Raw genomic sequence first — 23,121 nt, forward strand, 5'->3', positions numbered from 1 at the left:
GTTTGGATATAACGATGACCACTATTACTCCTGTAGCTACCGATTACCTTGTTTCTTCTGACTTGAGAAACATCACTTTGAAAGCCAATGCTGAACTGTTTTATGTCCGCCAAAGTGTTGTTAATGGGGTTGACTTTGGCTATGGCTCAGAGGAGTTTTTCCAGGTTCCAACGATGACGGCAGGGATGTATGCGAATTACTTTACGCTCGCATCCACTACAGATCTAACGCTATACCTATCTACAAACTCTTCGATTAAGTCCAATCTTCGGGCTGGTTACTCTGATGCAATTTTATTAGATGTTACTAATGGTTCTTTCCATGGCGAGTACTTAATTGTCAATACGAATTTAATTGCTGGTTTCCAAAGTGGCAGTGGTGGGGATTTGGTCATCTCCCTAACTGGCGCAACAAACCAAACGGACTTCAGCGTTTTGAATTTCACAACCGTGGCGTTCGGTACCGTACTCACATTGGATGATGCAATTGCATATAACGATGCTGGCGTACTTCCACCTGCTAATGCATACAGCATTACTGACTCTGCTGCTGCTATTGTGGCGGCCATAGATGAGGACTCTACCAGCGCAACTATTCTTCAGACAGCACGCGTTGTCTCAGCTGCTGGTCTGGCTTCCGCTTCGCAAGCCAATACCCTGCATAGCTTTAATTACTCAAACATTGTTTATAGTTTGGCTGACACTGCAGCTCATATTGTTTCCGCTAATGCTGGCGTAATCAATGCTGCATCAAGTGTTGCCGTAACTGATATCGCTACTACTTCACAGGTCGGCACAATCAGCGTGCAAGTTGCACAACCTGGCTCAACAACCTATGCTGGTATTACTGGAGCTGCAACTGATATCGTTGCTTTGATCTCTGGTGGATCTCCTGCAGTAGTTGCTGCGAATGTTGGTAGTATTTCTGCTACTGGCACAACTAGCGTTGCTAATTTCCACACCATTCAAGATCTGCATAGCAGCTCGAATTCTTTCGCTACGGTTGCTGGTGCTTATGTTGACATTACTGCTATCAGTAGCTTTAGTTCCATTGTTAATGTAACTATCAGTGATGACATATCTACCACCCAGGCGGTGTCTGTAATAAACAACCTAGGTAACAGCGGTACTACAACCGTTACTGGTGTTGTAGCTAGCACCTATGCTGACTTCTCTGACGCATTTGTTTCTGTTGTTTCTCATGTAGGCAACATCTTCGTTAGTGATTACCTAACGTCAGTACATGACGCTTCCATTGTTTTTGGCTATAGCAATACTGGTACAACTCGCTTTTTCGGAGTGCATGGCACTGCCGCAGAATTGGTTGGCGGCGGTTCGCTTATTGCTGACAGTGCTGTGTACATTAGCGTATCGGATTACGCAACGATTGCTCAGGTAGAGATATTGAATTCCTACAGCGCAGTACTGGCTGAAGTGACTTTGAAAGATACCGCTGACAATTTAGCGGGTGCTAGCGCTTCAGCCTTTGCGAATTCTGCAAGCGCTGTTGTTTCTACAGATGCCACAGTTGCTCAGTTGCAAATAATTAATAATCATGGCGCTGCAGTTGTTGCTGGCTATAGCCTTGCAGATACCGCTGCTCACATTGCTGACGCAGGAACTATTTCTGTATCTACTGATAGGGTAGTAGCTGACCAAGCTGTCGCATTGGGCGCGGCTACTGTTGACGTGACTACTGTTGCTACTACTGCTCAAGTACATGATATTGTTGCGGCAGGTGCGACCGCATCTATCACCACCTATACTGGTATTACTGGTGTTGCTACTGATATTTTGTCTTTAATTTCTGGTGGATCACCTGCGGTTTTAGCAAGTAACGTTGGCAGTATCGATGCTTCAGGCACCACAAGTGTTACTGATCTCCAAGCCATCCAGACTTTACATAGCAGCTCGAATTCCTTTGCCACAGTTGCTGGAACTTACATTGATATTACGGAAATTATCAGTTTCAGCGGAATTGTAAATGTAGCAGTCTCTGATAATGATTTATCAGTTAGCGATGCTGTCAATGCTATTAACAACCTAGGTAACAGCGGTACTACAACTGTTGCTGGTGTTGTAGCTAGCACCTATGCTGACTTCTCAGACGCATTTGTTTCTGCTGCCTCTCATGTAGGTAACATCTTCGTTAGTGATTACATGTTGTCAGTACATGACGCTGCAATCATCGAAGGCTATAGCAATACTGGTACAACTCGCTTTTTCGGAGTGCATGGCACTGCCGCAGAATTGGTTGGCGGTGGCGCTCTGATATCTGACCACTCTATTTACATTAGCGTATCTGATTACGCAACGATTGCTCAGGCAGAGATATTGAGTTCCTACAGCGCAGTACTGGCTGAAGTGACTTTGAAAGATACCGCTGACAATTTAGCGGGTGCTAGCGCTTCAGCCTTTGCGAATTCTGCAAGCGCTGTTGTTTCTACAGATGCCACAGTTGCTCAGTTGCAAATAATTAATAATCATGGCGCTGCAGTTGTTGCTGGCTATAGCCTTGCAGATACCGCTGCTCACATTGCTGACGCAGGAACTATTTCTGTATCTACTGATAGGGTAGTAGCTGACCAAGCTGTCGCATTGGGCGCGGCTACTGTTGACGTGACTACTGTTGCTACTACTGCTCAAGTACATGATATTGTTGCGGCAGGTGCGACCGCATCTATCACCACCTATACTGGTATTACTGGTGTTGCTACTGATATTTTGTCTTTAATTTCTGGTGGATCACCTGCGGTTTTAGCAAGTAACGTTGGCAGTATCGATGCTTCAGGCACCACAAGTGTTACTGATCTCCAAGCCATCCATTCCTTCGGAACCATCTCGGATAGCGCAAGCAGCCTAGCGGGCCTCGACTTCTCTGGCTATACCGCTAACTCCGTAGTAGCTACTGATGCGGCTACTATTGCCCAAGCTCAAACTTTAGATGGCTTTAAAACAGCTGGTGAAGTGACAACTGTAAGTTACAGTATTAGTGATAGCGCTTCAGCGCTGAGTGTTAGTATCATTTCACCTTACGATGGCAGTACCCACTACTCGCAAACGCATACGCAAGAGAGTATCGCTGGGGGCAGTTGGGTTGATTGGCGTGGAAATCTCGCTTGGTCAGCAGATTTTGGAGACCCAACATATAACATTAATACACTCCCACTTGACCTAAATGCCCCGGTAAACAACACTATTTTATATTTTGGCGGCGGTGGTTCGACTGGCGTCTATGGTGAAACCTTTACAGCACCAACATCGGTTCTCAATGGTTTTACATTCTTCATTAATTCACAAGATACTCAGGTTGTTAAGGCAGAAGTATTTGCATGGTCGGGACCATTGTCCGGATCCGATGCTGGCTACGCTACTGGTGAGCCCTTGGCTCTCATTGACGGAATTACACTCCTTGGCGACAGTCAGTACCACTTAGTGCAGGTCTCTACAGGCCTTGGCGGCATTGCCTTAACTCCGGGTGACCATTACGTAGTTATGCTTTTTAATAATAATTACTCAGACTACACTGTCGCGACTTGGGCTCAAGCGCCAGCTACAACATTGATTGACCAAGCTAGCCTCAATGCTGCTTACAACATCAATATCACTGATAACATTTATTTTGATTTGGCTGCTGCCAATCTAGTATTAACTGCCACTAATAGCGGCCAGACTGTTATTGATAGTGTAGAAGACACTGCCTACCATTTGGCGCAACTAACATTTGATTCAAACGATCACATTAATACCTTAACTGTGAATGATAATTGCGGCGGTCATTGGGCATCCCTGAGTGATGCAGCAACAATTGCAAGTTTTGAAGTTGCTGGTAAGGTTGGTAGCGCTCTCTATGATTTAGAGGACACTGGTTCAGCTTTTTATTCTGCTTCGATGCAGACGCTGAATCATGCGAGCAATATTCAGGTGGATGGCATTACAACTGCCTACGAAGCACAGTGGGTTGGAAGTATCACAGGAAATCTGCATATTGATAATATTTCCGACTTTTACACAAGCATTCAAGGGCTTTTGGCATCTGGCGGAGGACAGTACGCAGTCACAAACGCAGATTATGTTGCTGCTTATGGAGATAGCAATGCTAACTTTATGGATTTGGGCGCCTTCACAGGAAGTAACACTGTTAATCTACATGTATATACAGGGGCTGGCAACGATACTGTCTATACCGGAGCTGGTAACGACTTCGTACAGCAGTCAGATGGTGATTTCTATACAGTAGGAAATGATGTCATCCTCACTGGAGCAGGAAACGATACGATAACGGCAACCTTCGGTAACGATACGCTCACTGCCGGCACAGGCGCAGACACAATTTATGTCTCAGCTTCACGTAGCTATCAAAATACAATTTACCAAGGCCAGACAGACAGCCATATCGCATCAAGCTTTGACTTTTCCGAATCTGTTATCGGAGTGGGTGGTTCGATCGCCTTTAATGATGGCGTTGACGTTATTTATAATTTCAAAGCAGGCTTCGCTAATGACCAAGAAACTATCTTTACTGGCGATACTCTAAAAGTAGACTTCCACTATGCTCGCACCATTATTGGCGAGAGCACCTTCGATCTGACCCATTCTGGATATTTAGGTGTTAATTGGGATGGCTATGTATGGGTTGCCGTAGGTGAAGGAGAGTATTCGGATAGCACGATTATTTTGCAAGCGGGTGGTGGTGAGGGCAATACTTATCTAGGCTCCAATCTATCGATGGTCTTGTTGGAGGGTGTTAATCAGCTCGATCTGGTTAACGAGAACTTTGGTGGACGCAGCTTGACTGCTGCTTGGAACCGTACCGCTCAAACCTATACCGTCTATGGCGATGCCTTTACTGGCTTCTCAATGGACCAATATGGTGTGATGAATGTGCAAACCCGTTATCTCGGTGGCATCTTCAATGAATCTAGCGTGAAGTCGATTGACTTTAGCGGTGTTACTTTGCAAGAAACTTATGGTGGCTCGATTTATATTGATGTAGTTGGTAGCGTTTCATCACAACTTCAGGCCGTCACGGGCTCTGCGTATAATGACATTATCGTAGAAAGCTCTACTGATATTGGCGCGGACTATTCCTATATTGATGGTGGTGCAGGTGGCTACGACATCGTTGAGTTCCAAAGTTTTGATTCTGCTACCTTTGTTCTGCTCGGCAATGCTACATCAGGCTCACAAATCCAGATTGCCAATATCGACAGAATCACCCTCACTAACGGTACAACAGGAACGTTAACACTGGGCGATAGCGATCAACTGGATAACATTCAAGTTCGAAACTTAGCTTCTTATCAAGGCGCTTCTGTAGACCTAGGATCAGGTTACAACAATGGTTTTGTTGATTATGCATATTCTGAAACTATGGGCGGTGCTGCTGGTAATGAAATTTTCATGCGCGGAGAAAGTCAGTATGTTGATATCGCCCACGGTGACAATATCGTTAACTTACAATCGAATGTAAATTACTACGATTCAAGTATTAATTTTGGCGATGGCAACAATACGCTGAATGTCGAAACAGGCGACAGAATTGTTGAGACTTCAATCACCGTTAACAATGGTGGAACATGGGTTCTGAATCTGGCTGAAGGCGCCACTTTTTACACTGCAACCGACAAGTTGATTGGTGACTATGCGACAAGTGATATTACTGGCGGAGGTTCTGGCTCTGTAGCAAACGTCTATACAGGTTACGGCGCTCTAACAAATTACACCTTAGATGCCAATGTCCACTCTTGGGGAATTGGTTCATATATTAATGGCGATAACTGGGGTGGCAACAACAATGATGTAACCCTAGGGACATTGTTCCAAACCGTTGTTGCGGGCGATGGCAATGACACACTGCACGCGCTTGATTTCAATATCAATGGCGATATTGATTTGGGCGGCGGTCAAAACACGTTAATTTTGACTGGCAGCAACCAAGATATTTCATCTGCAGGCATCTCTGTAAGCGATAGCGGTACTACTGCTTTAGAAATTAATGCACAAAACTACCTCGTAACAGCAGTTGGCACTTGGTATATTGACTCCGGCGCTAATACAGCTGAAACAGACGCATACGAAGGCTACGTTTCTGTGATGGGTCAGAGCTTTTCGACTGTAAGCGATGCGACTTATCACGTTTCTTATCATGTAGATAACACTTACAGCAATCAAACTGGTGCAGCCCTAGCTATTGAAATTAATGGTGATGTAAAGCAGCTGAGCTACAACGTTGAAACCGGTGACTATAACTTTGACTTTATTGGCACTGGTTATGACAATATTGCTGTAGTTGGATTCGATATCCCTTCTGGTTTTTCTGTATCTAACTTCGTGATATCGGGTGAGGACAGTGGTTTTACTAATGGCAACTTTGCCGATGGCGATTTGCACTGGACTGACTATTCTCCAGAGGCTGTTCAATATCAATCTATCTTTACTGACTACTTTGCTAGTTTCACGCAAATGACTGTTGGTCAGTATGAAATCTTTGAAGATGCTGGACTGATCAATGCCCATGATCGTTTTTCTACGACCACCATCAGCTTCACAAACACATCAACCAATAGCGATGTGCTAGATGCCAATATTGGTAATTGGATCTTAGGTGGCGGAGAAGATGACTACAACACCTTTACTGTAGGTCAAGTGGAGCAAAGTGTTACTGGTAGCCAAGCAAACGATAGACTTATTCTCGATGATGCTGGTAGCTACTCCGGCACATTTGCCTTGCAGGCTGGTATCAACACCATGGTTTTGCATGATGGTGTGAGCATTATTGATGCAAGCATTTCTGCAGACAGCGGTAGCGGCAGCTGGACACTAGAAGTGGCCCAATTTTCTACTGCACAAGCGGCCTCTTATCAGCTGCAAGCTGCTGGGCATGCTTACTCTGTGGTAGGGGATGGCGCTGTTGGCGAGCAAAACCTAGATGTCAATACCGGCTACTACTATGGTGGCGCCTTAGGAGCATCAGGCGGCTATGATTCTTACGTCTTAGCAAGCTCCGTTGGAGATTGGGGTGTAGGTATTTCTTACTTTACTGGTGCGGATTTAGGTAACGGCGATAACCGAGTTACCTTAAGCACTGATACTGCTCCTAACAATGCTCAAAACGTTCGTTTTGGCTCTGGTGATGACACTCTGGATGTTTTGTCCTATGCCACATCAGGTTCATTCGATCTGGGTTATGGTTACAACATTATTCATGCCGATAATGGCGCAGATATTTCTGCCTCCACTGTTACTGCAGCAGGTAGCTGGATTCTGGAGTTTGGTCATGATGCTGGGGTAACAATCTCTACCGCTGAGGCTTACTCAATGCTAGAGATGGACACAATTTCTGGGTCAGTAATGACGACCGATGGTGTTAACACCCTAACCGTGAACACCACTGAAAACGCCTTACAGTATTACTATTTGGCTGCCAATGTGCCGAATTGGAATATTGGTGTCGATAGCGTAGGTAATGATCTAGGTGCGGGTGACAACGTAGTGGGACTGCGCTCTGATCCTATTGTTAGCTTAGACAATTACCAAAACGTCAACTTTGGTGGTGGTGACGATGAGCTTTATATCGGCCACTACATCACTCATGGCGACTTTAACCTTGGTGCCGGTACAAACACAATCTTCGCAGATAACGGTGCGAATATTGTTGACTCCTTTGTATATAGCTCTAATCGGGTTGAAGGTTCTGTGACGGCCGGTACTTGGACAATCTTGATTCAGGGAGAAGATTCTGTTGTAACAGTTGCTACTGATCATTTGATTTACATTTTGGATGCAAGCGATCATGCTTCTGGTATTGAAACGGAATATAGCTATCTCACCAGTAATGCTACAGTTGTAGTTGATACTAATGAGTATGGTGCGCTGACCAATTACAACTTAGACACAAGCGTGGCTAATTGGTATATCGGCATCGATACATCGTTTGCTTTATTAGGTCTTGGCGACAATAGCGTAGGCCTTGACCTAACAGAAGGTTCTAATAGTCAAAACGTATATTTTGGTTCTGGAACAGATACTATTACCCTCAATGCTGATGGTCAATATTCTGGCACGATTGATATGGGTCTTATTGATGCAGGTAGTGTTAATACCATCACTGCGAACGCTTCAGGCACCTATGACTTGAGGCTTGCTCAACTCTCCAATATCAATTTATTGAACACCGCATCTACAGGTGCCTTTGCATATGAATTAAGTGCAAATGACGTTTACAACATTGATCAAATTACCTTTAATGCTGATGAAGCAGCTACTCTGTATTTGACTAGCGGATTGTATGACTTTTCATCAACCGGAACTGGCTTAACCTTTGGTGCTTCCGGTTCAACATTGGATTTGGATACCTACGGCAATACTGATAACACTGATGTGACCCTAACAGGTGCAGAAGTTATTAATCTCAGCACTATTGTTGGCCAATCTGATGCTCTTGATTACGACACTACCCTGACCTTTGTTGATTCAGCTGATTTATCAGGCAAGACTGTTAGCGATGTTCAGACGGTAATTGAGAGTGGTTCGGCTGATACGCTTACCCTCGGTATTGATGGTTTCACAAGCAGTAATTACAACCATATCCACAACACAGGTTCTGCAGACAATCAATTGACCTTGTCAGGAACAATTGATGCTGACTTGACTAATACGTGGATTGAAGCATTTACCCAGATCAATACAGCGATGGGCGATCATTTAATTACTGTTGATAGCTCTACGATTACTGGTACAGATGGTGAAGTCTTAGGGGATTCTGTAACTTGGTCCGGTGATGCTGCTACTAACTTCCTGTTTACCCAGACTTATGATGCTTCAGCTTGGTCTCTGACTGAAGGTGACTTTGCAAACATTAATCTGAGTAGTGATGTCGATCTGATTGTGAGAGATACTTTCTTATCTAGCACTGTCATGTTCCAAGTTGGCTCTAACAATATCGTTACCATCAATTATGTGGGAGATAACGAGGGCCATCGTCAATACGTAGCAGCCGAAGGCACAACCAATGATGGCCAGGTCATCATTACTTCTGCAGACGAAGGTGCTCATGTTGATGTGAGTGCTGCTAGTGCATCCGACTCACTTTCAGGTGAGTGGACCATGGTTGGCGGAACAGGCAATGATTATTTCAAAGGTTCAAGCAATGGCCACACTACCTTTGAATTTGCATCTGGAGTGCTGAACAATAACGACTACGTTATTGGTGGCGGTAGCAGCAATCAAAATCGTATTCTGCTCACTACGCATGCAGACTACTATGGCGCTTCCACCGACATTGCTGATAGCGACTTTATTAACGTCGATAATGTCAACTACCTCTTTACAGTTGATGGTTGGGGTAGCCAGGGCGCTGGTGGCTGGTCATCTGATTCTATTCAACTTGCAACTTTTGCTCAAGAAGCTGGAATTAGAGTGCTCGATGCAAGCAATACGAACACAGGTGTGATTTTCTTGGCAGGTGGGTATATTAGTGCAGACTTGACGGTCGAACTATCTCAAAATACAACCACTTTCAATGCTGAGGGGGGTGGAGCTAGCCCTTATGGCTCTGCTTTCAACTCTAACTTAATTGTCAACTTTGATGGTCATGGCGACCCAAGTAATGGCACCAACATTTATACTGGTAATGGCGATGACACTGTAAACGCCGACTTGGGTGGAGAGAATATCCACACTGGTATTGGCGACGATGTCATTAACATGAGCTACGGTGCTAATTTATATGATACAAGTATTGATGGTGGATCCGACTACAACACATTAGTAGTCCATACTTACAACCCCAATTCAAGCAATATTAACGGCAGTGATTTGTACGATAGCTCCTTTAGCTACATGTCCAATCTGCAAGAATTGGTGCTCAATAACAATGGCGACTACCAAAACTATCAGTGGGTGCAGCTCGGTAGCCAGGCTAGTTCAGCCTTTGCCGAAAATGGCATGATTCTGACGGCTCAAGGCGTTGGCCAATTAGAAGTCCAAGGCGCAAGTCTGTCAGTGAACTTGACTGCTGGTGGTACTTATAACAACTCCTTTACCTACAATGACATTTACGACGAAACCATTGTTTCCGGTTCGGGTAGAGATACGATTTATGGAGCTGGTGCGTACAGCAGCATTACCGCTAACACCAATGCAGATACAGTCATTCTGGATCCATTGACATTTGATTACTCCAGCTACTATTCCAATGATGTTAACCAAGGTGAGCAGGACAGCTTGGTTGCAACCAGCATTGTTATTGCGGGTGAGGACAATGTGATTGCTGTTGGCGATACCCTTACCTTTGGTGAAGGTGTTGATATTGTCAATAACTTCCGTGCTGGTATTACTGACGTGGACTCCGGTAATGGTTATGCTGCCAACATTGATATCTTGTATACCAACCAATTCACAACGGTGCAGTATGTATTAGGTATGAATGCAAGCTCTCTGTCCCACGGTGGTATCTTGGCTGGTAACTTTGCTGGTGGTATCTTTACTGTAGCGGCTTATGATGATGCAGCGGCACTCGACACCTTGGTAATTCAATCTAGCGGTGGTGACAATTACAACCTTTCTACGAATAATTCGATGGTGGTCTTGACCGGTGTTAAAGCATCTGAATTGACTAGCTGGAACTTCGGTGGTCAAGGTATCGTTGCGAATTACACAAGCACTATCTACACCATTTGGGGTAGCTCAACTGATGTAGTTGTGGTTGACACTGCTCTTGATGGACACAATGTGGAGTCATATGACGTCTTCTACATCAATTCCTATGTAGCTGCTGATGTCACTGTGATCTCAGCCACCAATTTATTCTATGATTTTGCAAATGAACGCTATGACGGCGGTAGCCCGGGCGTCACATTGCATATTGATGGCACAGTCACCACTAATCTTACGGAAGTAGACGGTACTCGCTATGGCGATAACACCTTTATTTTCGCTAATGAGACAATGGGATCCAGCTCAGGCTTCCAGTTGTATGGCGGCTATGAAGGTGCCGGATTTAACAAGCTTCAATTCACCACCTTTGCACAAGGCACCTTATCAGATTCAAACGCAGGACTTGGTAACCATATCTACGACATCCATGAGATTGATCTGATGAGTGGTACCACAGGGGATGGTTTGGTCTTAAACCAAACTACCAATGATTGGTATGGTTTGAATGGTATTGATGTCTATAACAAGAGCAATTTTGCTAATGTAACGGTTGATCTAGGCAATGCAACAAATGCCACGATGAATTCAAGCACCTCTGGTACAGTCAGAATTAATCTTGGAAACTATACTCAGTCAGCTTATTTATCTGGCGACTCTGGCAGTGATTATGTGTCGTTGACTGACACAACTGATTCTTACTATGGTGATATTCAGTTTGGTTCCAATGTTTCTGCATCAAATAACACCTTGTTCCTAAATGACGGGGTAAATATTGATCAAGCGCATATCACTGCAGCTTCAGAAGCTTGGACTTTGGAGGTTGCAGCGGACGCTTCAGTGCGTGTGAATGCATGGCAATTGGTAGGTCCTAATGAAGCTACTGTCGTAGTGGGTGGCAACATGAATACCACTATCTCGGTCAACACTGACGCAAATGCTGATTTTTCACATTGGCTCGTTGACTACAGCCTGGCCTATTCCGTTGGTAATTGGTATATCGGCATAACACCAGACAATGAATCCATTGGTTTGGGCAATAACTCAGTTACCCTTCGTTCTGAGAATGATTCAGTAGGCGGTAGCACTGGTCCAAACTCCCAGAGCGTATACATGGGTGGCGGTAATTCCTACATCAACAGTATTTATGTTCAAGCCTTTACGACCGATGGCGATTTCAGCTTCGGCAATTCCAATGGCACGATTATTGCGGATGATGGGGCTGACATTTCTCTCTCAGGCGTCAGCGCTAGTTACCGGTGGACTTTAGAATTCAATCAAACCGATGCCGCTGTTACCGTATCTTCGGATGAAGCGAATTCAGTCTATCAATACACTACTGATGGCGATAACACAGTTACCGTAAACACTGTTGACGGTCCACTAACCAATGCCTTTGGCTTAGCTTCTAACGTTCTTAACTGGAACATTGGTGCGACAGCAGCTGGAGATGATTTTGCTCCAGCAATTGACAACGCAAACTCAGTAGCCCTGGGCGCAGCAAATCAAAATGTTAAATTTGGTAGCGGCGACGATACCTTAAGTGTTGGCGGCTATTCCACTACTGGCGACTTCAATTTGCGTGCCGGTAATAATACGATCACGGCCTATGACGGCGCAAACATTGCAGGTTCTGCTGTGTTGGCTACTGGTGGTGATTGGACATTGGCAATTACAGGTGAAGATGCGGCTGTAACAGTCAATAGCTCCCAATTGCAATTGGATACTTCTGGTGGAGGAAATGTTAGTGATGTGCTGACTGACATTACAGCAACATTTGGTGATTCAGTTGTAGTTGACACCTCTGTTACTGGATTGAATGGTTATGCTCTAGATTACAGCGTTGAAAATTGGTTCATTGGTATCACAACAGCGCTTGATCCGTTGGGAATTAATGCCAGCTCCGTGAGTCTCCAATCAGAGTCAGGTAGCAGCAATTCACAAAATGTGACCTTTGCCGATCAAGGTGACACGCTAAATGTGGGTGCTTACACCACCTCGGGAACCTTTAGCATGCATGGCGGAGATAACATCATCCAAGCGGCTAACGGAGCTGATATTTCTGGTTCGTCTGTTACAACAACCGGTGCAGGAACTTGGGAACTTGAATTTACAGAAACTGATGCTGGTGTAACAATTTCTACAGCCGAAGCGAATTCAGTCCATCAATACACTAATGATGGCGACAACACAGTTACCGTAAACACTGCTGGCGGCCCATTAATCGATGCCTTTGTGTTAGCTTCTAATGTCCGTTACTGGAATATTGGGGCGACAGCAGGTGGAGTTGATTTTGCTCCAGCAATTGATAATGCAAACTCAGTAGCCCTGGGTGCAGATAATCAATTTGTAGACTTTGGTAGTGGCGATGACACTTTGGGTGTTGGCAACTACGCCACAAGTGGTAACTTCAATTTACGTGCTGGTGACAATACGATTACCGCAATTAATGGCGCTAACATTGCAGGTTCTACTGTGTTGGCTACTGAAGGCACTTGGACTTTGGCGATTGCCGAAGAATACGCAACCGTAACGGTGAATGTTTCCCAATTGCAATTTGTTGATGAAGCAGGAGCAAGTGATGTTGTAGATAACATTACTACGATGACTGGCGATATTGTCATCGTGAACACTGATGTCCATGGCCGCAGCTTAGTCGATTACGACTTGCTAAGCAATGTACTGAAATGGGGTATCGGCATTGAATACTGGGGCTCAGCATTAGGTTACGGTAATAACTCCGTCAATCTAACCAACTCCGATTTAAGCGTTGATAACTATCAAAGCGTTCATATGGATGGTGTTGGCGCCGTGAATAGCGTGAATGTAGGTGCTTTTACTACTTACGGTGAACTTTGCTTCGGCGCTAGTACGGCAACTGTTTTTGCTAGCGATACGGCAGATATTTCTCATTCATATATGTCTCAGTATGGCGATGGCACCTGGACGTTGGAATTTACCTCGGTAGATGCTGGTGTAACCATCTCTACCACTCAGGCAGAGTCTGTTTATGCCTATACCAACGATGGTACTTCTAACACCATTACCGTAAACACAAGCGTGGGCGGTGCATTGAATGATGGATCAGGCGGTGCTTTTGGCTTGGCGTCAAATGTGAAGAACTGGAATATTGGTGCTACTGCTGATGGAACTGATCTGGGTGCACAAAATAACTTTGTTCAGATTACTAGCGATGTGCTGTTGGCCAATGCCCAAAACGTTTCTTCTGGTAGCGGCAACGATACCTTAAGCGTTCTAAATTACACCACTTCTGGAAACTTCAATTTGCGCGGTGGCGACAATATAGTTTCTGCAATCGATGGTGCGAATATTGCTGGTTCAACAGTATTGGCTACTGGAGGCGGTTGGACTTTGGCTTTTGCAGCTACATCTGCAACTGTTACTGTGAATAGCTCACAATTACAGTCATCTGAGCTGGACGGCGCTAGTCAGGTACTGGCTGATATCACAACGATGTCTGGCGATATTCTCCAAGTAGATACAAGTATCTTCGGTGCTTTGACTGACTACAATTTGAACGCTAATGTTGCAAGCTGGTTCATTGGTACTGACTCTAGCTTAGCTAGCCTAGGTAACGGAGACAATACGGTCAACATCAATTCAATGGTTGCTGATTTAAACACCCAGTCTGTTACTTTTGGAGAGGGTTCTGATACTCTGAATTTGAATGCGGATGGTGCCTATACTGGCAATATCAATATGCGCGACGGCCTCAATACCTTGCATACAGATTACAACGCAGACGTTTCTGGAGCTACATTAGCTAAGATTCAAAATGTGACCATTGGTGATAGCACCTTAATTGTTAAGCAAAATCAATTTACTACGACTAACTTCTTGTCAGTTATTGGTAATGGTTCTACTTTGACAGTGATGAGCGATCTCGTATCATCCGTATTCGATCTAACCAACACGGCAATGAGTGGTTTAAGTCAACTGAATGTTTCAGATTTAGGCGCTCAAACTGTCTTGTTTGATGGGCTAAGTATTGATACTTCTGATGAAATTACTTTGGTTGGTGGCCAAAGCGCTGATAAGACAAATTTAGAGTTCTCTGAAACTTATGATGCGTCTAATTGGTCTTTGGTGAATCAAGAATTTGCTAATGTCACCCTGGATACTAGTGTTCATCTGACCGCTGATCAAAGCTTCTTATCAGACTCGAATACTTCAGTAACATTCTTGATTGGAAGTAACGTTGATGCAACTGCTCACTTAACCTTAAATAGTATTTCTAACTATGTAGCAACTAGTGGAACATCTAACTTTGGTACGGCCGATCTGAATACTGCTGGTACGAATTCTATTATTGATCTTCATAACGCTTATCAAGATACTGTTGATGGATTGACTAATGGTTGGAATATCACTGGCGGTAATGGTGCTGAGACAATCATCGGAAGTGCTGATAGCGATACGATTTTAATTACTGGAACAGGTAGTAAAGTAATTGAGGGTTATAAAGGTGCAGATACTATTAGTACCGCTGGCTTGACTCACTCAAGTGCTAATATTTTCTATCAACACTTTGATGACAGTATCGAGCAAACATTTGCACAATTAGGTGGTGCTGGTGTGAACGTAGGCAAGGTGGTTGTTGGTAACTTCCTTGACTTCGCAGCTGGTGTTGACATTATTAATGGATTCAATACTGGCATCGATCAGATTGGAATTAGTAACTACACACTCAATGAGAATGCCACTTCAATTTTGAACACCAGGATTGGTAACTCGGTACTCTTCTCCGCGGGTGGACTTTATAAGTTGGAAGGTAATTGGGATGCTTCTGCTATGCGATTTACTGTAACAGCAGATGGAGGTGGCTCTGATGGTGGCGGGCATACCTTTGCAACCGCGATTATCGAGGGTGTTAGTGGTACCAACTTACTGAACACTGCGTCTATTGTTCTCTTGGTGGGTGTGCATGATACGGCGCTGACTTCAGGTAACTTTAACGCGATCCCTGGATAAGCTTGAGGAATAGACCTACTAGAGTGATATACTTTCACACTAGTAGGTTGTTTTAACTATTAAAATTGATTTTAGGAGAGAAGTTTTGGCTAATGAAAATGTAACTATTGACGGCAAAGAGTATCCTTTAGAGGATTTATCTGATGTTGTGAAGCAGCAGCTCGCAAGCTTGCGCGCTACTGATATGGAAATTGCTCGCACTGAGGCAACTTTAGCAATGCTCAAAACTGCACGTGTTGCATATGCACGAGCAGCTAAATCTGAATTAGAAAAATAATTTTCTTTTCAGTTTCTAGTTAAAAGGGGCGCTATGCGCCCTTTTTAATTGGATCGTTTGAATGATCCATATCGTATGAAAATTCTATTCATCCATCAAAATTTCCCCGGTCAATTTAAGCACCTGGCTCCCGCCTTAAGCCAATTGGGCCATGATGTGCGCGCGCTGACGATGAATGATAGGCGGGTACCGGGTATTCAATCGACGAAGTATTCCGTCAAGCAGTCCACTAGTAAAACGATTTTTCCACTCGCGACAGATTTTGAAACTAAGCTGATTCGTGCTGAGGGATGCGCGCAAGCCTTAAAGAAATTATTGGAAAGCGGCTTTTACCCTGATCTGGTCATTGCCCACCCTGGCTGGGGTGAAACGATGTTTTTAAAAGATATCTTTCCAAATACCAAACAACTTCATTTCCTCGAGTTCTACTACAACAACACCGGTGGTGATGTTGGATTTGATCCTGAATTCGATAATATCTATACCGACGCTTCTTTCCGTGTAACCGTTAAAAATGCTCATGTTTTAATGGCTTTAAACGATATGGACAGAGCCTATGCCCCGACACAGTGGCAAAAGTCGCGCTATCCAAAAGCATTCCATTCAAAAATTGATGTGATTTTTGATGGTATTAATACCTCTGAGGTGAAGCCATCAACGAACTTTAATAGGTCTCAAGTCAGCCTAAAAAATGCTAACGGCCAGACTCGGACGCTGCATGAAGGCGATCAAGTAATTACTTTTGTTAACCGAAATCTTGAGCCGTATCGTGGCTATCATGTTTTTATGCGGGCCTTACCGCAAATTCTTAAGAAAAACCCCAAGGCAATTGTCATCATAGTTGGTGGTGATGCAACTTCATATGGTTCTGCGCCGCCGCCGGGAAAAACATGGAAGTCGGTTTATTTGGATGAAGTTAAAGATCGTCTGGATTTATCCAGAGTCTTTTTTTTAGGAAATTTGGCCTATGAACATTATCTTCATGTTTTAAGGCTCAGTGATTGCCATGTCTACTTAACTTATCCCTTTGTCTTGTCTTGGAGTTGTTTGGAGGCTATGAGCATGGAGTGTGTTGTGGTCGGATCTGATACACCCCCGGTGGCCGAAGTGATTGAGCATGGGCATAATGGATTGCTGGTAGATTTTTTTGATATTGAAAAATTATCAGATCAAATCACCAAAGTACTTGTTTCACCAAATGACTTCTTACAGATGCGTAAAAATGCTCGTCAAACAGTTGTGGAGCGCTATGATTTGCACGCAATGTCTTTGCCTAGACAATTGGCTATCGTTGAGGAAATGTTACAAGAAAGTAAGTAATCACTCACTTATTTTATCTTAAGAGCATTATTCATGTAGGATAGTTATCTTAGGTTTTAAATCGGCAAAAGAATCCATAAAGGAATATGCAATTGAATGATGCTAGTCAACGTCTAAAAGGCCTCTCTGTTTCTTATGTGCAAGATGAAGATCGCCTGCTCCTGGAGGTACTCATGGAGGGCTCCAGCAGACCCCTTTGGATTACGCGCCGCGCTGCACTGCGTTTGATTGATATCTTTAATCAACAATTGGCTGGTGGCATCAAAGAGAAAAAAAGTGCTCCCGAGCGGGATGGTAGTAAATATGCGGAGAATAAGCCTGTGGTGGAGGATCAAAAGAAGAGTGTTCAAGTGATCGATCAAACACCTGTTGAAAAAAAGGTTCCCGCGGACCTTAAAGCCCCGGTAGCGTTTGAGCGAGATATTGCTGCCACCAAGAATCCACCAAAACCAGGTGTGATGAAGTTGAATCTAGAAGAGGTACGAAGGGGAGAGGCGCGAGTTGGGGTATTAAAGACCATGCAGTTTGCACAGCTAGACGGCCAACCGGTTCTCTATCGCATTAACTTTGTAGATACCCATAATCAATCGATTGGCCTAAAGATGACTCGCGAACTTCTCTTGAACTTAGAGACGCTCATTATTCAGCAAATAGAGCGGGCTCAGTGGTAGAAAAATATTCCACTCATGAGATCCCCTTTAATCTTTTTTAATCCACAGGCAGCCCCTGCTTTGCTGCTACTAGAACAATTACGTGGCTTTCAAAAGCAAGATTTAGAGAGTCAAACAGCGGCTCAGTTACATCAACTGAAAGCATTACTTTCCCATGCTTATCAACATAGCCCATTTTGGAAGAAACGACTCGATGCGGTTGGGTACAGCGCTAACTCTGATATTGCCCAATTATTACAAACGCTAACTCCGCTCACTCGGCATGATATTCAAGATGAGTTTGATAATCTGCAGGCAAAGTGGCCGGGCTTAAATCAGGATGATATTTTTTCAGTGGCTTCTTCTGGCTCTACCGGTAAACCAGTGAGAGTCAATCGATTAAAGAGTATTCAGAATCCATTAGTGGGTGCCTATGCTTTATTGGAGGGTGAATGGCATAAAACAGATCCCAATCAAACCATCGCCTTCTTAGGTTTTAGCATTCAAAATAATGTCAATGCTAGTTGGGGTGGGATCTTCCAAGCGCTCAATTGTCGAGGGCGCTATATCACTCGGAGTGTTGCGGAAGCTAGCTTACAGTCCCACTTGGATTGGCTGATACGAGAAAAACCTAGTTATTTAAAAGCAAGTCCTTTTGTCGTTGCCCAGCTTGCACAGTTGGCGCTTGAGCAAAATATTGAAATTTCACTGAAAGCGGTAATATCCCAATCTGAAAAAGTATCAGCAACCCATCGTGCGCTCTGTTATGAAGCGTTCGGAGCTCGAATTATTGATCGGTATTCCAGCGAAGAAACGGGTTTGATTTCCTTGCAATGCCCTAAGCATGATCATCAGCATGTCATGGGGGCAAGTGTCATAGTAGAAATTGTGAATGAGCAAGGTCAACCATGTGCTGTTGGTGAAGTAGGGCGTGTCTTAGTAACGAATTTATTTAGTTATGCTATGCCCCTGATCCGCTATGACTTGGGAGACTTAGCATCTTGGGGGGTACCTTGTGATTGCGGCATTCACTTGCCAGTGATTTCCAAGCTTTGGGGGCGCGTCAGAAATGCGGTGATTCATGCTGATGGAAGTACGCACCCAATGGGTTTTTTGGGTGATGATATTGGATTAATGCCTAATATTCTGGAGTTTAGGGTAAGGCAATATATTGGTCGTGAACTGAGTTTAGAGCTTGTCTGCAAGCAAGCCTTGAGTTCAATTGAGATTGATACTATTCGAAAGATTTTTATTAAAGACGGCCTCGCCGGCTTATGGCTATACATTCAGCAACCCACTAACTTGCTACAAAAGGATAATCGGAAGCGGGAGGAATTTGAGCAAGTTCCACAGGAATGGTTTCCACCCGAAGATTGCATCAAAATTTTGATATGAATTATTTTCGCCCAACCATTTTTTTTGGACTGTTACTTTGCTTTTCACTGACGAGTTGGGGTGATGAGGGAGTCGACTCGGCTCGTATTAATGGAATACAAAAAACAGTATCCGTAGGTAGTGGATTTTTTATTTCTAATGATGGTTATGTACTCACTGCCAATCATGTGCTTGCTAAGCGCGAAAAAGTATTGGTCAGGCTTAGTGGGAACATCATTAAAAATGCTACCTTAATCAAATCCGACCCTGTTAGTGATCTAGCTTTATTAAAAATTGAAGGACCATCTACACCTCTAGCGATTGCTAATTGGTCCGATATACCTGTGGGCTTGGAGGTATATGTCATTGGGTTTCCATTGCCATCATCTACCAATATGGGAATTCGGATTACGGAAGGTTTGATTAACGGAGCTTTTGGTGTGGGTCCAAGACGCTTAGATCTTTTTCAATTAAGCGCACAAGTTCAAAAAGGCAATTCTGGTGGCCCAGTTCTAACGCCTGATGGTATGGTGGTCGGTATGGTCCAGGGAAAATTAGACGCTCTACAGGTGGCTGAAAAGACACATGACTTACCGCAAAATGTGAACTTTGCTGTGAAGTCCTCTGTTCTCATGCGCTTTCTGGAGAGCTCCGAAGTGAAGGTTCAGTATTCGTGGATAAACTTGTCTAAACGCTATCGCCCTTATGAGATTTTGCGCTTGAGTGAGCAGTCAATTGTTCAAGTTATTGGGGTAGATAATAAATAGTAGTCTTACCTAAATCCATTGATTTAGCACGATTGAGTCAATTTATAATAATTTTAAGTCACAAGAGCCTAAGGGCCTGCCATGAATATTTATCAAAAAATTATTAGCGCTGCCCAACGGAATCCAGCGGCACCGGCTTTTATATCCGCTCAAGGTTACCTCACTTACGGCCAGTTCATTTCTCTGATTGCATTTGCCTCACAAGAATTACATCGGCAAGGAGTGGTTAAAGGCGATGTGGTAGGGGTGATGCTCTCTCATATTCCGTTACATGCCGCAGTAGTGGTTGCGATTGCGCAGCTTGGAGGAATTTCCATTAGCCTAAATCAGGATATTCCTGCTCCTGAAATGGCTAAGCGGGTAAAACGCTTTTCCGTAAAGTATCTTGTACGTACGGCTGATATACCGCCAGCTATTGGAGTTAAAAATATTGAATTCACAAAAATTAATTTCGGAGCAGGACAGTATCACTTCGACTTAAGCAAGGAGGGCTTACCAGAGCCAAAGTCTGATGACCCAGCACGTTTTTTACTAACGTCTGGATCTACTGGAGATGGTCAAGCTATTTTGCATACCCAGCAATCGTGGGTAGAGAGAGTTAATAAAACAGTTGATGGAATTGAGTCAAGTTCTCGCATAGTTCTTCCAGATATCTATAGCACCTTAGGAAACATCTTTTTATTGGGTACTTTATTTTCCGGCGCTGCTTTGATTGTTAATAGAAGAGCTACGATACTTGAGTTGATAACCGATATTAATACGTACGCTGCAACCCATCTAATTTTCCCTCCCTATATTTTTCAGCGCATGCTTGAACATATTCCGGAAAAGGGCATTGCTTTTCCAACTGTTCAGCATTTGAGGCCTGTGGGATCGAGCTTGTCAAAACCCTTATTAGATGCTTTGCTAACTCGAGTGTCACCTAATGTCTACTATCCTTATGGCATCAGTGAAGTTGGTGCAATCAGCATAGCTACACCAGCTATGCTAAAAAAATACCCTCGCACTAGCGGCAAAATTAAGTCTTGGAGCAAGGCCGAGATAGTGGATGAAAATGAAATGATTGTAAAAGCTGGTGAGATTGGGCAAATACGGGTAAAAGTAGAAGGCATGACCAATCAGTACTATGAGGCCCCTGATGTTAGCAAGGCGAAATTTCGTGATGGGTGGTTTTATAGCAGTGACCATGGCTACATTAATGAAGAGGGCCTGCTCTTTATTCAAGGTCGCATGGATGATCTAATCAATTTAGATGGCAAGAAATTATTTCCTACGCAATTAGAGGAGCAAATCATTAACACGAGTCATATTGCTGATTGCGCATTTTTTACCATCAAGGCGAAAGAAGTGGACCAACTCTTTGGAGCATTTGTAGCGAGTAGGCATGATATTGATAGAGCCTTGGCAAACCATCCTCACCTGAAGTCTTTACTGGGCGATCGTTATTTTTCTGTGGCTTCTTTGCCACGCAATACAAATGGAAAAATTTTACGTAAAGATTTAGTCAGTATTTTTTCCAAGGAAATTTCTGAAATTTCGAAAACTTAGCCCTTTTAAGTGGTGCGAAAAAATGAATAACAATACTTAATTTCAATAATGAATATTTACCAAAAAGTGAAAGCTGGTGCTGAAATTAATTTAGCAGCCCCCGCATTCATCTCACCCCAAGGCTACCTTACGCATGGCCAATTTCTTGCGCTGATTGGATGGGCAGCAAAGCAGCTACACGCCCGCGGCGTTCGTAAGGGAAGCATCGTTGGCATCTCCCTTCCTCATTCTGCTTTGCATGCAGCCGTCTTGGTTGCGGTAGCGCAATTGGGGGCAGTTTCTGTTAGCTTGCAACATTTTTTTCCTCCCCTTGAAATTGCTGGGCGGATTAAACGATTTAAAGTGCAATATCTCATCCGAAATACAGATCTCAAAGAAGTGCCTGATGTCATCAATATTGAATTGGGAAAAATCGATATTAAAAAGAATGACCCACTTTTTGATCCAACAAAATTAGGTTTAGAAAACGCAACTTCAGATGATTCCGCTCGTTTTTTATTAACTTCGGGATCTACAGGCGAACCCCAAGCGGTGCTACATACTCATGCCTCCTGGATTGAAAGGGCGATTAGAACGGTAGATGCCATTGACTCAAGTTCAAGGGTGATATTGCCTGATATGTATGGAACCCTCGGGAATGTTTTTTTGCTGGGCACTTTATTTGCAGGTGGTGCTGTAGTGCTGGCAAGAATGGATAATTATCAAACCTTGATCAGTGATATTAATTGTTTTGCTGTTACCCATTTGATATTTCCTCCATACATATTCATGGCTATGATGCCTTTTCTTCCTAAGGATGGTGTTGCCTTTCCGACAGTTAAACATCTAAGGCCAGTAGGCTCAGGATTATCAACACCCTTTATCCAGGACTTAATCACCCGTTTTTCACCTCATGTTTGTTTTCCTTATGGCATTAGTGAGGTGGGCGCAATTAGTCTCGCCACTGCAGAGATGCTGCAACGCTATCCTGAAACTAGTGGAAAAATTAAGGATTGGAGTAAGGCTCAAGTGGTGGATGAGAATGATCAGGTCTTACCTTTTGGGCGGTCTGGACAGATTCGGGTTGCAGTAGCAGGGATGCCAAATGAGTATTACGGTGAGCCTGAATTATCTAAATTAAAGTTTCGTGATGGTTGGTTTTATAGCAGTGATCACGGCTATATCAACGAAGAGGGTTACTTATTTATCGAAGGGCGTTTGGATGATTTGATTAACTTTGATGGCAGCAAAATTAATCCTATCCGAATAGAGTCCTATGTTGTGAATAATACCCCCATCAAAGAGTGTGCCATTTTTGCCATAAAGGTTAATGGTAAAAATAGACTTTGTGGCGCATTCGTAGCTAGCAAAGAAACAGTTGCTAAATCTTTAGAAGATCACCCATCTATTCGTGACGTATTAAAGGGTTGTTACTTCTCGATAAATGCATTGCCCAGAAATGACAATGGCAAGGTCAGAAGAAAAGATTTAGCTAGCGTTTTTGCAAATGAGATTGCTCAATTCTCCAAAGCATAGAAATCCTCTTTCTTGCTCAAAGA

The 23,121-nt window shown here is 43.7% G+C and carries 8 protein-coding genes; all 8 read left to right on the plus strand.

Going from position 1 to position 23,121, the window contains the following annotated elements:
- Window positions 1-14 precede the first annotated feature (14 nt).
- The 8 genes from ICV90_RS01845 (at window position 15) to ICV90_RS01880 (ending at window position 23,098) form a co-directional block, all read left to right on the plus strand.
- Window positions 15-15,647, plus strand: a complete 15,633-nt coding sequence (locus tag ICV90_RS01845) for a hypothetical protein (protein ID WP_215359216.1) — start codon at window positions 15-17, stop codon at window positions 15,645-15,647.
- A gap of 85 nt (window positions 15,648-15,732) precedes the next feature.
- Entirely contained in the window at window positions 15,733-15,924 is a 192-nt protein-coding gene (locus tag ICV90_RS01850) for a DUF6447 family protein (protein WP_215359218.1), read from the plus strand.
- Window positions 15,925-15,999: 75 nt separating this feature from the next.
- Window positions 16,000-17,244: a glycosyltransferase gene (locus ICV90_RS01855; protein WP_215359220.1), complete on the plus strand. Its 1,245-nt coding sequence runs from the start codon at window positions 16,000-16,002 to the stop codon at window positions 17,242-17,244.
- An 86-nt stretch (window positions 17,245-17,330) separates the two neighbouring features.
- Window positions 17,331-17,915, plus strand: coding sequence for a hypothetical protein (locus ICV90_RS01860; RefSeq protein ID WP_215359221.1), 585 nt, complete (start codon window positions 17,331-17,333; stop codon window positions 17,913-17,915).
- Between the two features lie 15 nt (window positions 17,916-17,930).
- Window positions 17,931-19,289 (plus strand): phenylacetate--CoA ligase family protein, encoded by a 1,359-nt coding sequence (locus ICV90_RS01865; RefSeq protein WP_215359223.1) that lies wholly within the window; start codon window positions 17,931-17,933, stop codon window positions 19,287-19,289.
- On the plus strand, window positions 19,286-20,035 hold the full coding sequence (locus tag ICV90_RS01870; protein WP_215359225.1) for a S1C family serine protease: 750 nt from the start codon (window positions 19,286-19,288) through the stop codon (window positions 20,033-20,035). The genes ICV90_RS01865 and ICV90_RS01870 overlap by 4 nt, the downstream gene beginning before the upstream one ends.
- A gap of 81 nt (window positions 20,036-20,116) precedes the next feature.
- Window positions 20,117-21,583 (plus strand): class I adenylate-forming enzyme family protein, encoded by a 1,467-nt coding sequence (locus ICV90_RS01875; protein WP_215359226.1) that lies wholly within the window; start codon window positions 20,117-20,119, stop codon window positions 21,581-21,583.
- A 48-nt stretch (window positions 21,584-21,631) separates the two neighbouring features.
- Window positions 21,632-23,098, plus strand: a complete 1,467-nt coding sequence (locus ICV90_RS01880) for a class I adenylate-forming enzyme family protein (RefSeq protein WP_215359228.1) — start codon at window positions 21,632-21,634, stop codon at window positions 23,096-23,098.
- Window positions 23,099-23,121 lie beyond the last annotated feature (23 nt).

It is taken from the genome of Polynucleobacter sp. JS-JIR-II-b4 (assembly GCF_018687815.1).
In the GTDB taxonomy this organism is placed as follows: Bacteria; Pseudomonadota; Gammaproteobacteria; order Burkholderiales; family Burkholderiaceae; genus Polynucleobacter.

Coding starts and splice junctions, on each gene's coding strand:
- ICV90_RS01845 (WP_215359216.1), top strand. CDS start 15: ATGACCACTATTACTCCTGTAGCTACCGATTACCTTGTTTCTTCTGAC.
- ICV90_RS01855 (WP_215359220.1), top strand. CDS start 16,000: ATGAAAATTCTATTCATCCATCAAAATTTCCCCGGTCAATTTAAGCAC.
- ICV90_RS01860 (WP_215359221.1), top strand. CDS start 17,331: ATGCAATTGAATGATGCTAGTCAACGTCTAAAAGGCCTCTCTGTTTCT.
- ICV90_RS01865 (WP_215359223.1), top strand. CDS start 17,931: ATGAGATCCCCTTTAATCTTTTTTAATCCACAGGCAGCCCCTGCTTTG.
- ICV90_RS01870 (WP_215359225.1), top strand. CDS start 19,286: ATGAATTATTTTCGCCCAACCATTTTTTTTGGACTGTTACTTTGCTTT.
- ICV90_RS01875 (WP_215359226.1), top strand. CDS start 20,117: ATGAATATTTATCAAAAAATTATTAGCGCTGCCCAACGGAATCCAGCG.
- ICV90_RS01880 (WP_215359228.1), top strand. CDS start 21,632: ATGAATATTTACCAAAAAGTGAAAGCTGGTGCTGAAATTAATTTAGCA.